13 protein-coding genes are annotated in these 15,207 nt (G+C 62.3%); 5 read left to right on the top strand and 8 right to left on the bottom strand.

Going from position 1 to position 15,207, the window contains the following annotated elements; genetic code table 11:
- The first annotated feature begins 178 nt into the window (after positions 1-178).
- Positions 179-1,162 carry an alpha/beta hydrolase gene (locus NKH63_RS02980; protein WP_023719926.1) on the top strand — a complete coding sequence of 328 codons (984 nt, stop codon included), beginning with the start codon at positions 179-181 and terminating at the stop codon, positions 1,160-1,162.
- A gap of 6 nt (positions 1,163-1,168) precedes the next feature.
- Here the strand turns inward: NKH63_RS02980 and NKH63_RS02975 are convergent, their stop codons facing one another.
- On the bottom strand, positions 1,169-2,068 hold the full coding sequence (locus NKH63_RS02975; protein ID WP_023676521.1) for a LysR substrate-binding domain-containing protein: 900 nt from the start codon (positions 2,066-2,068) through the stop codon (positions 1,169-1,171).
- Between the two features lie 230 nt (positions 2,069-2,298).
- Here NKH63_RS02975 and NKH63_RS02970 point away from each other — a divergent pair, with 230 nt between their 5' ends.
- From NKH63_RS02970 to NKH63_RS02960, 3 genes are all read left to right on the top strand, one after another.
- Positions 2,299-2,484: a hypothetical protein gene (locus NKH63_RS02970; RefSeq protein WP_023719925.1), complete on the top strand. Its 186-nt coding sequence runs from the start codon at positions 2,299-2,301 to the stop codon at positions 2,482-2,484.
- Positions 2,485-2,818: 334 nt separating this feature from the next.
- On the top strand, positions 2,819-2,953 hold the full coding sequence (locus tag NKH63_RS02965; RefSeq protein ID WP_013894968.1) for a hypothetical protein: 135 nt from the start codon (positions 2,819-2,821) through the stop codon (positions 2,951-2,953).
- A 348-nt stretch (positions 2,954-3,301) separates the two neighbouring features.
- On the top strand, positions 3,302-4,240 hold the full coding sequence (locus NKH63_RS02960) for a GlxA family transcriptional regulator (RefSeq protein ID WP_302895626.1): 939 nt from the start codon (positions 3,302-3,304) through the stop codon (positions 4,238-4,240).
- Between the two features lie 32 nt (positions 4,241-4,272).
- On the opposite strand, the gene NKH63_RS02955 is transcribed toward NKH63_RS02960, so the two are convergent.
- The 7 genes from NKH63_RS02955 to NKH63_RS02925 all read right to left on the bottom strand — a co-directional run bounded on the left by NKH63_RS02955 (position 4,273) and on the right by NKH63_RS02925 (position 13,653).
- Positions 4,273-5,058, bottom strand: a complete 786-nt coding sequence (locus NKH63_RS02955; protein ID WP_352484521.1) for an ABC transporter ATP-binding protein — start codon at positions 5,056-5,058, stop codon at positions 4,273-4,275.
- Positions 5,055-5,831 carry an ABC transporter permease gene (locus tag NKH63_RS02950; RefSeq protein WP_352484520.1) on the bottom strand — a complete coding sequence of 259 codons (777 nt, stop codon included), beginning with the start codon at positions 5,829-5,831 and terminating at the stop codon, positions 5,055-5,057. The genes NKH63_RS02955 and NKH63_RS02950 overlap by 4 nt, the downstream gene beginning before the upstream one ends.
- A 72-nt stretch (positions 5,832-5,903) precedes the next feature.
- Positions 5,904-6,854 carry an ABC transporter substrate-binding protein gene (locus NKH63_RS02945; RefSeq protein WP_352484519.1) on the bottom strand — a complete coding sequence of 317 codons (951 nt, stop codon included), beginning with the start codon at positions 6,852-6,854 and terminating at the stop codon, positions 5,904-5,906.
- A gap of 111 nt (positions 6,855-6,965) precedes the next feature.
- Entirely contained in the window at positions 6,966-7,817 is an 852-nt protein-coding gene (locus NKH63_RS02940) for a DUF1194 domain-containing protein (protein ID WP_023719921.1), read from the bottom strand.
- 96 nt (positions 7,818-7,913) lie between these two features.
- A complete protein-coding gene (locus NKH63_RS02935; protein WP_352484518.1) occupies positions 7,914-10,475 on the bottom strand; it encodes a GcvT family protein in 2,562 nt (853 codons plus the stop codon).
- Between the two features lie 268 nt (positions 10,476-10,743).
- A complete protein-coding gene (locus tag NKH63_RS02930; protein WP_023676533.1) occupies positions 10,744-11,007 on the bottom strand; it encodes a hypothetical protein in 264 nt (87 codons plus the stop codon).
- A 156-nt stretch (positions 11,008-11,163) separates the two neighbouring features.
- A complete protein-coding gene (locus NKH63_RS02925; protein WP_352484517.1) occupies positions 11,164-13,653 on the bottom strand; it encodes a mechanosensitive ion channel family protein in 2,490 nt (829 codons plus the stop codon).
- A 216-nt stretch (positions 13,654-13,869) separates the two neighbouring features.
- Between NKH63_RS02925 and NKH63_RS02920 the strand changes: the two genes are divergently transcribed.
- Positions 13,870-15,129 carry a sarcosine oxidase subunit beta gene (locus NKH63_RS02920; protein WP_352484516.1) on the top strand — a complete coding sequence of 420 codons (1,260 nt, stop codon included), beginning with the start codon at positions 13,870-13,872 and terminating at the stop codon, positions 15,127-15,129.
- The last annotated feature ends 78 nt before the right edge of the window (positions 15,130-15,207 follow it).

Below are 15,207 nucleotides of genomic sequence, written 5' to 3'. Positions count from 1 at the left end.
GCCCCGGCGTTGAGCTGCGCCGCTGGGCCAGGGACTCCATAGGCCGGACGCTTTGTCGCCGGCCGGGATCAAACCACCGTGTTGAGATCGCATAAATCTTGACTTTTTTGGTGGCGACACAATCTTCGAAATAGTCGGGGGTTCTCTTAGTCGGCTCAGCCGAAGTCCGTGTATCTGTATGCCCAGCCTCAAAAGCCACGTCGTGTCGTTCGTCCTCAGGTACAGCCGCAAGAAGGCGTTTTCCAGCCCGGAGAACCTGCAGCGCTGGATCGCCTATGCGCGCAAGACTGAAAACCATCAGCCGCCTGCGTCGCTGCAGTCGCGCCTGGAGATCACAACCCGCACGATCAGCGGCTTCCCCGTCTACGAGATCGCGCCCAAGGCTGGCGAGCGGAGGCGGATTCTCTATCTGCACGGCGGCGCTTACGTCTTTGAAATCACACCCTATCATTGGCGGCTGATCGCGGACATGGCCGACCGTCTCGGGTTCGGCATCACTGTGCCGATCTATCCCATTGCTCCCGAACACGATTTCCACGCCATGTTCGGCATGGTCGGCGCCGTCTACCGCCAGATGTTCGGCGAAACCGGGGCGAATGACATCATCTTCATGGGCGATTCCGCCGGCGGAAACATGGCCGTCGTGCTGACCATGATGGCTGCGCAAGACGGCCTGCCCTTGCCATCACGCCACGTGCTGATTTCGCCCGGCCTCGACGTGTCGCTCGCCAACCCAGAAATGTATGAGGCTGAACGCAACGATCCGTGGCTGGGCATTGCTGGCGGCCGCGAGGCGATCCGGCTTTACAGCGCCGGTATAGATCCCACCGACTGGCGCATCAGCCCGGTTTACGGCGACCTGTCGGTGCTGCCCAAAACGTTGCTGCTGACCGGTTCACGCGATCTGCTCACCCCCGACAATCTGATCTTCGCTGAAAAGGCACGCGCGGCCGGCGTCGAAATTGAGGTCGTCCACGAGCAAGGCATGTTCCATGTCTGGCCGTTGATCGACATGCCGGAGGCGCGACGCGCGCGGGACAGTATAGTGGCCTTCTTGACCAACGAAACTGACAGTTATCATGCCACGGCAGGCGTGTTGTCGCTGCAGAGGACAGACCGCGACGGAACCCCTCGCGATCTGGTTGCGCCGCTCAGGTCGTAGTTTGGGTCAGAACTTCCCAGTTTCCCTGAACATCTCAAACGTCGCGCGGATATGGTCGGCGACTGCCTTCACCGGCGCGCTGGCGTCTGGCGTCACCACCATGGCGAGATTGTAGGTGCCGATGTCAGGCATACCGTCCTTCGGGCACAACTCGACCATGTCACTGCCGAGGAACGATTTCGGCAGCGGCGCGACTGCAAGATCCGCCATGATCGCGGCGCGCTGGCCGGCCGTGTGTGCGCTCATATAGGCGATGCGGTAGTTGCGGCCCTCGCGGCCAAGCGCCTCCAATGCCCCTGCCCGCCAGGCACAGCCCTCTTCCCACAATGAGACCGGCAGCGGCTCGCGCAGATGCGCGCAACCGCCCTTGGCACCGGCCCAGACGATCGGCTCTGTGAGCAGCACTTCGGCGCCGATCGCGCTGGTCTTGTAGGAGTTGGTGAGCAGCGTGATGTCGAGCGCCCGGTCGTCCATGCGCCGGCGCAAATTGACGCTCTGGTCGATGGTGACGTCGACTGCGATCGATGGATGCGATTGTGCGAACCGCTTCAGCACATGCGGCAGCACACGTTCGCCGTAATCGTCCGGCGAGCCGAGCCGCACCACCCCGACAATGTCTGGAATGATGAACTTCGACACCACCTCGCGATTGATCGACAGCAGCCGGCGCGCATAGCCGAGCAGCATCTCGCCATCGGTGGTCAGCGTCACCGAACGGGCGTCGCGCGCGAACACCGAGCGGCCGAGAATGTCCTCCAGCTTCTTGATCTGCATGGAGACGGCCGACGGCGTGCGGAAGACCGCATTGGCCGCAGTGGTGAAACTGCCGGTCTCGGCGATTGCGACGAAAGTGCGCAGAACATCGAGATCGAGCAGCGGCAGTGGATGATTGAGTGGGGCGTTCATGGGAAGCGACCTTCAATTTTTCTGATGCAAACCATCATTCCATTTCGTTTGATTGAACATCAGTTTGGGAGGATAGTCAACTCCATCGAAGGCAAGACACGTAGAAGTGGTCCCGAAACAACCATGACACAGACCTGCAATCGACACGAAATGAAGCTGAAACAAACCCGGTGTACCGCCTGACGCTGCAAGCGCCGGGACAATCCCGGCCCAACGCGAAGGAGAATGAGATGTCTATCCTGTCATCCATCGGTCGGATCGCGACCGAGTTCAGCGAGGCCCGTGCCCGCTACCAGACGGAACGCGCCATCCGCGCGCTGCCGATTGAACTGCAGAAGGATATCGGCTGGCCCGAAGCTGCCGATGCCAAGACTGGCACTCGCCATGGTGTGGGATCTTGGGCCGGAGCAAAGTAACCGTGTGTATCAACAGCTGAAGGCCTGCCGCGCAGATCAGCCCGGCAGGCCTTTTTGTTTGTATTCAAATGATTTCCCCGAGCCATGTCGCCGCCGCATGACGCATATGAGCAAGTCGCATAGCAGCCCGCGCCGGCAATCAACACGTTGTAAATAATCGTAAATCCTGGGCAGAATGCCCCAATTTGTCGCATTCCGTGTCGCTTTTCATATCAAGTGCTTCGCTTTTGCGATTTAGTTTCCCCTCACCTAAGCCTATATCATCATCAACACACGAGCTGCCCCACTCCATCAAGCGAAGGCGACCCGTCTGAGCAACCGAATGGAGATGATCATGAAGCTTTTTGCCCGCCTCTTTGCCCGCCGCGAAATGAACCTGACGACCGCGCTCGAGCGCCAGCGCCTGGCTAACACCATGCCTGGCCAGACCGGTGCCATGGCCGCCGCGCGCCTCGGCTTTGTCGCCTGAAACAGCAAATCTTGGCAGAAGCAGCCTAGCGCTGCTTCGAAGTCGATCCAGCGCCGCTTCGGCTTTGCCGAGGCGGCGTTTTCGTGTGCGCAGACTGTTCGGCTCGTTTGGACAATCCGGCGGCACGTTGTGCCCTTCGCCGCATAGCGATTGCCCATTTGCGACCCATGTCGCAAATAAAGTCTTTCCGTTGCCATCTAGCCAATTGACAGGAAACGTTTTTCCTGATGTCGCTATGCTGATCGCGACATCCTGTTCGCGCCATTGCAGCGTGAGGATCTACCCGTGAACGTCGTAAAGCACCCGATCCGGCGATCGTTTGTATTCTTCCTGATCCCCGATTTCACCATGATCGCCTTCGCGACGGCGCTTGATCCGTTGCGTTCGGCCAACCGCATGCTCGGCTATGAAGCCTATCGCTGGCGGCTCGCCAGCATCGACGGCAAGCCGGTGCGCGCCTCGAATGGCGTCGAATGCGCCGTCAACACCTCGCTGGAGGAAGAGCGCAAGAAAATGTCCGGACCGGACCGGCCGAACATGGCCATCGTCTGCAGCGGCATCAATGTCGAGCGCTACCAGAACAAATCGGCCTTTGCCTGGCTGCGCGAGGAGTACAATCGCGGCGTTGCCGTCGGTGGCCTGTGCACCGGCGCGCATATCCTGGCCGCCGCCGGCCTGCTGTCCAACAAGCGCTGCGCCATCCATTGGGAGAACCTGCCGGGCTTTTCCGAGGCGTTCCCCAAGGCCAATGTCTTCGCCGACCTCTTCGAGATCGACCAGAACATCTACACCTGCGCCGGCGGCACCGCCGCGCTCGACATGATGCTGAAGCTGATCGGCGACGATTTCGACGAGAGCCTCGTCAACCGCGTCTGCGAGCAGGTGCTGACCGATCGCGTGCGCAGCCCGACCGACCGCCAGCGCCTGCCGCTACGCGCCCGTCTCGGCGTGCAGAATTCCAAGGTTCTGACCATTATCGAGCTGATGGAGGCCAATCTCTCCGAGCCGCTCTCGCTGATCGAGATCGCTGACCATGTCGACCTGTCGCGTCGGCAGATCGAGCGCCTGTTCCGCACCGAGATGGGGCGCTCCCCTGCCCGTTACTATCTGGAAATCCGCCTCGACCGCGCCCGGCACCTGCTGATCCAGTCGTCGTTGCCGGTGGTCGAAGTGGCAGTCGCCTGCGGCTTTGTTTCCGCCTCGCATTTCTCCAAATGCTATCGCGAACTCTATGCCCGCTCGCCGCAACAAGAACGCGTCGACCGCAAGCAGCTTCTGGCGGCTTGATCCGAGCCATCAGCTGAAGAAAGTCCACCGAGTTAATGCGCTTCTGCCGTGCGCATCGCCTCGACGCGGATGTCTTCCGTCAGCCGCGCCTTCAGTGCCGAAAACTCCGGGCTGGTCTTCAGCGTATAGTGGCGCGGATGCGGCAGGTCGACGGCAACATCCGACTTGATGCGGCCGGGCCGCGCCGTCATCACCACCACGCGCGACGCCATGAAGATCGCCTCCTCGATGTCGTGGGTGACGAACAGCACCGTCTTTTGCCGGCGCTCCCAGATGCCGAGAAGCAGTTCCTGCATCAGCCCGCGGGTCTGGTTGTCGAGTGCGCCGAACGGCTCGTCGAGCAGCAGGATCTCCGGATCGTTGGCCAGTGCCCGGGCAATCGCCGTGCGTTGCTGCATGCCGCCGGAAAGCTGCTTCGGCCAATGGTTCTCAAAACCTCTCAGCCCGACGAGATCGACATAGGACGCGACGATGTCGCTGCGCTCGCGCTCGGCCATTCCACGTTCGCGCAGGCCGAAGGCGATGTTCTCGGCGACCGTCAGCCACGGGAACAGCGTATAGGACTGGAAAACCATGCCACGGTCTGGACCCGGCCGGTCCACCGCCTTGCCGTCGAGCAACACGCGGCCCTCACTCGGCGCTTCGAGGCCGGCGACGATCCTGAGCAGCGTCGATTTTCCACAGCCGGACGGCCCGAGGATGGTGATGAAGTCGTTGGCGGCGACCGCCAGATCGATCGGCATCAGCGCCTGGACCGGTTGCCCGCCGCCGACACCGGCAAACGTGCGCGAGACGCCTTCAATAAGAAGCTTGCTCACGCCAGGCTCCATGGAAACAGCCAACGGTTGAGCGCCTTGAAGGCGAAATCGGACAACAGCCCAATCAGGCCGATGACGATGATGCCGAAGATGATCTGCCCCGTCGCCAGCCGCGATTGGCTGTTGATGATCATGTAACCGATGCCCGACGACGAGCCGATCAGCTCGGCGACGATGACATAGGTCCAGGCCCAGCCGAGCACCAGGCGCAGGGTCTCGGCAATCTCCGGCGCATTGGCCGGCATGATCACGCGCCGCACGATGCCGTTGTCGGACGAGCCCAGCGTGTAGGCCGCCTCGACCAGGTCGCGCCGTGTGCCGCCGACCTTGACCGCGATGATCAGAATGATCTGGAACACCGAGCCGACGAAGATCACCAGCAGTTTTTCGAGTTCGCCGACGCCCGCCCACAGGATGAGCAGCGGGATGAAGGCCGATGCCGGCAGATAGCGGGCGAAGGAGACGAACGGCTCCAGGAACGCCTCCACGGGCTTCCAGGCGCCCATCACGATGCCGAGCGGGACGGCAACGATGGCTGCCATCAGAAACCCGCCGAAGACGCGCCAGATGGTGATGAGGATGTCGAGCCAGAAGCGGTCCTCGACCAGCAGCCGCCAGCCGTCTCTCAGCATCGAAAGCGGATCGGCAAGGAAGATGCGATTGACGTGGCCGCCAAGCGTGATCCACGCCCAGAACGCCACGAACAGCACGAAGAACGAGATGCCGAGCACGGTTCGAATGCCGGGCGAGACCGGATGCAAGGGGCGCGGCATCGTCAACCGTCCTTTGATCTGAATGAAAAAGCGGCGGCGCAGGGCACCGCCGCCGGGCGACAATCCTGCCGGTCAGTCGGCGACGGCGCTGGTGTCGGCCAATGTCGAGACGTCGGGCGCTTCCTTGATCAGGCCCATCTGCAGCAGAAGCTCGCCGGCGGTCTTGGAAAAGTCCTGGAACTCCTTGGTGAAGAACTGCTTGTTTTCAGCCTTGTCGGCCCATTTCAGGTATTTGGCCGACTCTTCGAACTCCTTGGCCGACTGCTTCACGTCGGCGCCCATCGTCTCATAGGATTTCGCCGGATCGCTCTTGATCAGGTCGAGCGCCTCGAAATAGCTGTCGGCAAGCGCCTGGGCCGCATCCGGATTGGCCTTGAGGAACTCCGGCGTGCAGCCGACGGTGTCGAGCACCATCGGATAGTCGAGAGTGGTCACGAGGATATGCCCCTGCTCGGATTTTTCGCGCACCGCCGAGATGAACGGCTCATAGGTGACTGCCGCATCGTTCTGTCCGGCAAGAAACGCCTGCGCCGCGGCATCCGGCTCCAGATTGACGACCGTCACGTCCTTGGTCGACATGCCATTCTTGTTGAGCACCCAGGCCAGCATGAAATAGGGTGACGTGCCCGGCGCCGAAGACGCGACCGACTTACCCTTGAGATCGGCAACGGTCTTGATGTCGTTGCGGGCGACGATGCCGTCGGCGCCGTAGGATTTGTCGAGCTGGAATATCTGCTTGGTCGTCACGCCGTTGGCGTTCCAGACCAGCCAGGTCTCGACCGTGGTGGCGGCGCATTGCAAGTCGCCGCTGGCGATGGCGAGCGGCCGGCTGGCTTGCGGCACCTTCTTCAAGGTGACGTCGAGGCCATGCTTTTCGAAGATGCCGGCCTGCTTGGCGAGCGTCAGCGGCGCAAAGCCCGTCCATCCGCTGATGCCGATGCTGACCGATGTGGCGGCCATCGCCGGCGCGCACAACCCAGCGACAAGCGTCAAGCCTGTGGCAAGAATTCCGATCCTGTTCATGTCGGTTCCCCTTTTTTGTTCGGATCGGAATTGTGTCACAGACGCCCGCAGGCTTGTCAATGAAGCCGATGCTGCACTGCGGTATCTCACCGCCGGCAGCAAACTTCGCCATTAGCGCGTGTTGTACATCCAGCTGCGGTCGCGCCACATTTTTTCGCCGACCAGGCAGTCGGTGACGGGGCTGTCCTGTGCCAAGACCAATGGCGGATGCGCCGCCTCTTCCGCCGCTCGCTGCGGCGAGGCCGGACCGGCAAGCTCAAGCACCAGCTTGCGGCGGATGGCCTCCGGAAACTGCGTCCAGTCATTGACCGGGATCATGAAGGAACCCGGCCCACCGATGACGCAATCGCTGTAGTAACGGTCGAGATTGTTGACATCGTAAGCGCTGCTGAACCCGCCGCCCTTGGTCATCAGCGGCAGGCCGTTGACAGTGATGCCCTGCTTGATCACGGCGTCGCGGGTGATGTCGACAGGTGCGCCCTGGTTGTTGGGGCCGTCGCCCGAAATGTCGATCACCCGCTTGACGCCCTGGAAGCCGCTTTCGGCGAACAGATCGCTGGCGAATTCCAGCGCGCCGGAGATGGAGGTGCGCCTGGCACTGGCCGGCGGATGAGCGGAAAGCTGCGCTGCCAGCCGCTCGGCGTCGGCACGGTTGGCGATTACCGTCCACGGCACAACGACCTGCTGCCAGGTCGCGCCTGCCCATTCGACGTAGGTGACGGCAATCTTGCCGTGAGCGCCGTCGCCGATTGCCTGCAGCACGTCGTCGTGCGTCAGCGCCGCCGCATAGCCGTGGCGCTGGATTTCGAGCTCGTCGGGCGACATGGACAAGGACACGTCGACTGCCAGCACCAGTTCGACGTCAACCGGCTCGGCGGCGCGGGAGATTGCCGCCGGCCATAGCACCGACGCCAGCGCGGCGGCACCCGAGACGAGATGTCTTGCACAGGCAAAAGCAGACATGCCGCACGGTAAGCTAAAATCGACGACCGACAAAGAGGAAAGCCCGGCCGAGAGCGCGGCTGTTCCAGTCACGTTTTTGCGAGCACGTCTCTAAGTTCAGCTGCGCGGATTGAGGTTCTCCGGGTCGTAGAGCGGCCTGTAGCCGACGGCGGCCACTTCGACCGGGTATTTCTCGCCGAAATATTCGACGCTCAACTTGCGGCTCTCCTGGCAATAAGCCCAGGGCAGGTAGGCGAGCGCGATATTCTTGCCGAGGGTCGGACCATAGGCCACCGAGGTCGTGAACGACCGACGGCCGAGCTCGTCGACCAGCGTCTCACCGGTTTGCGGGTCCATCACCGGCATCGTGCCGACCGGATAGCGGGGAACGCCGTTGGAATCGGTATTGTCCGTCATCACAAGGGTGCAAAGCATGGCCGGCTGATGCGCCCGGGCGCGATATTCCAGATGCTTTGCCTTGCCGCAGAAATCGGCCTCCTTGACCTTCGGCCGGGCAAGATCAGCCTCCAGCAGATTGTACTCGGTCAAGAGATCCGCGTTCTGCAGGCGCAGGCTCTTCTCCATGCGGCGGCTGTTGGCATAGGTCTCGACGCCAAAGGCCATTACGCCGGTCGACCGCAGGGCGTCCCAGACGGCCAGGCCGTCCTCGTAGCGCATATGCAGTTCCCAGCCTTGCTCGCCGACATAGGAGATGCGGAAGGCGGTCACGTCCTTGCCGGCGATCCTGACAGGCTTGATGGCGGCAAAGGGAAAATTCTCCGGCGTCAGTCCGTCGGGATTTTCCACGACCTTGCTCAATGCCGCCCGCGCATTCGGACCCCAGATGCCGACGGTCACGTACTTCTCGGTCACGTCGGTGACGGTAACGTCGAAGCCTTTGTCTTCTGCCGTCCGGCGCATGTACTGGAAGTCGCGCGGTCCGGCATCGGCGCCGTCGATCACGCGGCAGCGGTCGGCCATGCGGATGACGGTCAGGTCGGCGCGCACCATGCCTTCCTCATCGAGGAAATGGGTATAGATGCCCTTGCCGATATTGCCGTCGCCGCCGATCTTTGCCGCGCACAGCCATTCCATCAGCGCGACGTGATCGGGGCCTTCGACGTCGTACATGGCGAAATGCGACAGGTTGACGATGCCGCAATCCTCGCTCATGGCGAGATGCTCGGCATTCGAGACGCGCCAGAAATGGCGGTTGTCCCACTCGTTTTGACGCATCGGCACCCGGTTGCCGTATTTCTCGAGCAAATGCTCGTTGGCGGCGTAGCCATGGGCGCGTTCCCAGCCGCCGAGCTCCATGAAATAGCCGCCGAGTTCCTTCTCGCGCTCCCAGAAGGGCGAGCGGCGGACATTGCGGGCCTTGGAGAAGGGTTCGCGCGGATGCACCGCCGGGTTGTAGACCTTCATCGCCGTTTCGGTGCAGCGGTCCCAGATGAACTGCTCTTTCGTCTGGTGCGGATAGAAGCGCGAATAGTCGATGGCGTGGTGGTCGATCGCCGTGCGGCCGTCCGTCATCCAGTCGGCGATGAGCTTGCCCATGCCCGGGCCATCCTTGACCCAGATGGCAACGGCATACCAGAGGCCCCTGACCTTCTGGCTTTCGCCCATCGACGGGCCGCCGTCCGCCGTCACCTGCAGCAGGCCGTTGAAGGAATGGCTCTCATTGTAGCCCAACTCGCCCAGGATCGGCGTCAGTTCCATGGCGCGCTCGAGCGGCGCCATGATCTGCTCCATGTCGAGATCGCGCTGCGACGGCGAAAGCCGTGCCTCGTTTTTCTCGAGAATGTCGCGCGGATGGCAAAGGCGCGGATTGGTCTCTTCGTAGTAGCCCCACTCGATCTGCCCGCCTTCGGCCGTCTTGGGATCGCCGGTATCGCGCATGTAAGCCGAGTTGCCCTGGTCGCGCAGCAGCGGCCAGCCGATCTCCTTGCCGGTGCCGGCGAACTCGGTGTACGGCCCGAAGAAGGTAAGCGGATGGTCGATCGGCATCACGGGCAGGTCCTCGCCCGCCATTTCCGCAATAAGCCGTCCCCAGATTCCGGTGCAGACCACGACATAGTCGGCTTCGATAGTGCCGCGGTCGGTCACCACGGCCTTGATGCGGCCGTTCTCGATGACGAGCGACTTGGCGGAGGTATTGGCAAACGCCCTGACTTTGCCGGAGGCTTCCGCCTGGTCGACCAGCTTGCCGGCGACCGTCTGCGAGCGCGGGATGACGAGGCCGGCGTCGGGATCCCACAGGCCGCCCTGTACCATCTGTTCTTCGATCAGCGGGAATTTTTCCTTGATCTCGGCGGGATCGATCAGGCGGGCGCGTGTGCCGAAGGCCTTCGCCGAGGCGATCTTGCGCTTGATCTCCGCCATGCGGGCGTCGTCGCCGACGCGGGCGACCTCGAGGCCGCCGATGCGCGCGTAATGGCCCATCTTTTCGTAGAAATCGATGGAATAGAGCGTCGTCCAGCACGACAGGAAATCGTGGCTGGTCGTGTAGCAGAAGTCGGAGGCATGCGCCGTCGAGCCGATATCCGTCGGGATGCCTGATTTGTCGATGCCGACAATATCGTCCCATCCGCGCCCGATCAGGTGATGGGCGACCGATGCGCCGACGATGCCGCCAAGCCCGACGATGACGACCTTCGCCTTTTCCGGAAACCCTGCCATTGCCCGCGACTCCAAGATGCTATTGCGCCAGACTATAGGGCGGCGCCGCGCCGCGCTTGCAGCCTGTTTGCGACATCGCCAAAAAAGCCCGCGCCACCAGCCCGTCGAATGCAGTTAGACCTACGCCTTCGCCCTGCTCAGTACGAAGGCGCTGCTAGAGCCCGTCCTGCGCAGCTTCGAAGAAAAGTGCATACCTTCATCGCCGATTACCGGAAGCAAATAAAAGGCCGGGCGTTTGCCCGGCCTTCAAAAAATCATGGCGTCGACTTTACTTGATGCGCGCGACGCCGCCCGAGATCTCAATGGTCTCCGAACCGGTCAGCGCCTCGAGGTCGCCATTCGGCAAGGTAACAAAACAGCCGCTCGGGCAAAATTCCACGGTTTCGCCGGCGGCCAGCGCCAGCTCGGTCTTGCCGCCGCCTTCGGTCACGATCAGCGTGCGGGTCTCAGCGTCCTTGTTGACCGCGCTGGCGGCATGGGCCGAACCGCCCACGGCCAGAAAAGCGATGGCGGCGACGAGAGACTTCCACATTTTGCAGTATCGGTGTTGCCACCGCCTCTGTTGCATTTTGCAAGGCATTCTCGCCGTTTGCAGGTGAGCTTATATGCAATGCAAGCTGAACGGCAACTGAATGCCGCATTCATGCCGCAATTGGTTTCCGAAGGCTTGAAGGCAAGCTCCAAACAGCTAGTCAGGATCAGGCTTCCGCACCTTGCGTCCCGACTTGGCGAGACGTTTCGCCTCCGCCACTGCCAGTGCTTTTGCTTGCTCTCGCTCGGCGAATTCGACTTCGATCTTGTCGTCGTCGATCGGCCACGCCTCGTGCTTTTTGGTCTCGACGACGGCGCGCGGCGCCGACGGAATTTCGATATGCTGGTCGGCGAACACATCGAAGATTGCAAAGCGGATGTCGTTCTGGACGATATTGCCACTAAGAACGTCTGCCAGGAACACGCGAATCTCGAATTCGAGCGCGGCCGGGCCGAAATTGGAAAACAGCACAAAGGGTTCCGGGTTCTTCAGCACCAGCGGATGGCTGCGTGCGATCTCCAAAAGGACGCCATGCACGTGCTTGACGTCGCTACCATAGGCAACGCCGACCTTGATGTCGACGCGGCCGAGCTTGTTGCGGTGCGTCCAGTTGCCGACCGCATTGTTGATCAGGTTTGAATTGGGCAGGATCACCGATTGCCGTTGGAACGTCTCGATCTCGGTGGCGCGCACGCTGATCTTCTTGACAGTGCCGCTGATGTCGCCGGCGACGATCCAGTCGCCGACCTTGAACGGCCGCTCGGCCAACAGGATCAGGCCCGAGACGAAGTTCGAGACGACATTCTGCAGGCCGAAGCCGATGCCGAGGGACAGCGCACCGGCGACCAGCGCGAGGCTGGAGAGGTCGATGCCGGCGGCCGAGATGCCGACCAGTGCCGCGACGGCGACGCCGGCATAGCCGACCGCCAGCCGGATCGAATTGCGCACGCCGGTGTCGACGCGGCCGCGCGCCATCACCGAGCCGTCCAGCCATCCCTGGAACCAGCGCGTCAGGAAATAGCCGATGATGAAGACAACGACGCCTGAGAGGATGCCGGTGATCGAGATCGTCACCGAGCCGATGGTCAGCCCCGTTGCCAGCTTGTAGGCCCAAGCCTGGATGTCGCCGGGCTGGAAGCCCCACGTCAACAGGATCAGCGGCAGGAACACCAGCACGATCATCACGTTGATGGCGACGCTGACGACCAGGCCGAGCTGGTCGAGCGCGGTCGGCTCATAGCTTGAATTGGCGGATAGCCAACGGCCGATCGAGCTATTGGCGAAGCCGCCTTCCTCGCCGATCGCCCGCGCCGACAGGAAGCCGATATAGGCGGTGACCAGGATGGTGCCGGTGATCACGACCTGCACCGAGACGAACATGGCAAGGCCGATATAGCCGAACAGCGCCGACGCGATGGTGAACAGCCCCAGCGCCACGGCGGTGTAACGCAGCCACGCCGGCCACGGCCGCCAGATCCCGTCGGCGGCCTTGAACGGCTTCAGCAGGCCCATCAGGATCAGGATGACGCCGACGATGATGGTGGCGACAAAGCTTCTGGCGATGGTCAGCGACAGCGGCGAGCCCATCTTGTCGTTCACGACCGACAGGAAATAATTGATGCCGATGGCGACGGCCATGGCCGTCGTCAGCCGCACCAGCCAGCGCGCCGGGCCGGTTTCGACAGGGATCAGACGCCAGTTCGGCAGTCGCGGCTCAAGCGCCGCATTGGTCAGCCGGTTGACGCAGAACACACCCGCGACAACGGCAGCCAGCGCATTCAGGAAGATGCCGATATCGCCGCGCAAGACGTTGTAATAATTGAAAAAGAAAATGGTCGAGGCAAGGAAGACGCCGACTGCCAGCGTCGGCAGCAATGTCGACCAGAACGCCACCGACAGCCGGCTGAGATAGGAGGGATCCTCCACCGAGGGGTCCGCTTCGAACACACGGCCGAACAGGCGCCGCCCGCCGACGAAAAGCACGGCGGCCAAGGCAAGCGCCATCAAGGCCGCGGCAAGAACGGCCTGGAACTTGAACTTGAAGGCAAAGCTCAGCCAGGACGACACCGCCTTGTAGAAACTGGTAAATTCGTTGTTGGCATCGGAAATGACCTCCGGGCTCAATGCATCGGACAGCACGTAGCGCTTGGTGAGCTGGTTGCGGAAAAGCTCGCTGCGCATATTGCCGATCTTCTCGATCAGCCCGCTGATGCGGATCGACAGGTTTTGCGCCGTGGCGATGACGGCATTGATCTCGGCTTTTTCGGAGGCCAGCGCCTGGCGTTCGCCGGTCACGATATCGGGCTCGGCCGGCTGGCCCGCGGCCGGCGGCGGGCCTAGCTGCTCTAGCCGGCTGTTGATCTCGCTCAGCCGCGGCCGGAAAGCGAGCGCGCTGTTGAGCGAGGCACGCGACATTTCTTCCAGCTGCAGCCGAATATCGACAAGGCTGGCGTCATCGTCGCCGTCCTGCTGGAACTTCGTTTCGAGATTGTCGGTCTTCGTCGTCAGGTCCTGGAGGATTTTCTGCTGATCACTGACCAGTCCCGCGGGCGCCTGGCCAAGCCCTTGCGCCACCGCTCGCAACGAAAGCGGCGCCGAGGCGACAAGCATCAGGACCAGAACGAAGCGGAGCAGTCGGAAAAACATGATTGTCTGGCGACTCACGGGCGATAAGGCGTTCTAAAGGCCCGCTCTTGATAAAGACCGACATATCTTGGGGCAAGCCGTCCCTGACGGCCAGCTTTCGAAGTCGGCCATATCCAATCGAAGTCGGGGAGTCGAAAAGCGATGGCGCAATCTTGGCTTTGCGTTGGCCGCCTGCTCTATAGTCTGCCGCCAAGCCTGAAATGGATGACAATAAGAATGGCGGAATATTCGGCCTTTTCGCTTCTCAAGAACGCGCTGACCGGAAACAAGGACTGGAGGCCGGCCTGGCGCAAGCCCGACCCGAAGGCGTCCTACGATGTCATCGTCATCGGCGGCGGCGGCCATGGCCTGTCGACCGCTTACTATCTCGCCAAGGAGCACGGCATCACCAATGTCGCGGTGCTGGAGAAGGGCTGGCTCGGTTCCGGCAATGTCGGCCGCAACACGACGGCCGTCCGCTCCAACTACCTGCTGCCCGCCAACACGCGCTTCTACGAACATTCGATGAAGCTGTGGGAGAACCTGTCGCATGACCTCAACTATAACGTCATGTTCTCGCAGCGCGGCTGCCTGAACCTCGCCCACACACCTGCTCAGCTCGACGACTATGCCCGGCGCGGCAACGCCATGCGCCATCTCGGCGTCCACGCGGAACTGATGACCACGGCGGAGATCGCCCGCCTGGTGCCGGCGCTGGACGTCTCCGCCACGGCGCGTTTCCCGATCGTCGGCGGCCTGATGCAGCGACGCGCCGGCACCGCCCGCCACGATGCGGTCGCCTGGGGATATGCGCGTGGCGCAGATCGCCGCGGCGTCGACATCGTCGAAAACTGCGAGGTCACCGGCTTCCTGCGCGACGGCGACCGCATCACCGGCGTCACGACGACCCGCGGCGAAATCCGCGCTAAAAAGGTAGCGGTCGCGGTGGCCGGCAGCACCGGGCGGGTCATGCGGCTTGCCGGCATCGAGACAATGCCGATCGAGAGCCACGTGCTGCAGGCCTTCGTTACGGAATCGCTGAAACCGTTTATCGATACGGTCCTGACCTTCGGCATGGGCCATTTCTATATGTCGCAATCGGACAAGGGCGGCCTTGTCTATGGCGGCGACCTCGACGGCTACAACAGCTACGCCCAGCGCGGCAGTCTGCCGATCGTCGATGAGGTGATGAGCGAGATGCTGGCGCTGTTCCCGGGGCTCGCCCGCGTCCGCATGCTGCGCTCATGGGGCGGCGTCTGCGACATGTCGATGGACGGCTCGCCAATCATCACCACCGGTCCGCTGCCGGGCATGTATCTCAACTGCGGCTGGTGCTATGGCGGCTTCAAGGCGACGCCGGCTTCCGGCTGGTGCTTTGCCTGGACCATTGCCAAGGACGAGCCGCACGATCTCAACGCGGCCTTCACGCTCGACCGCTTTTACCGTGGCATGGTGATCGACGACAAGGGCCAGGGCGCCACGCCCCGGCTGCATTAGGCCATGATCCCGAACCGCAGGTCCGCGTCAGCGAAAAGTGGAAACCGGTTTTCGGACAAGATCATGGTCAAACGAGAA

The organism is Mesorhizobium sp. M0960 (genome assembly GCF_040319055.1).
In the GTDB taxonomy this organism is placed as follows: Bacteria; Pseudomonadota; Alphaproteobacteria; order Rhizobiales; family Rhizobiaceae; genus Mesorhizobium.
Note: the sequence above shows the minus strand (reverse complement) of the source record. Positions and strands in the feature narration are given on the sequence as shown.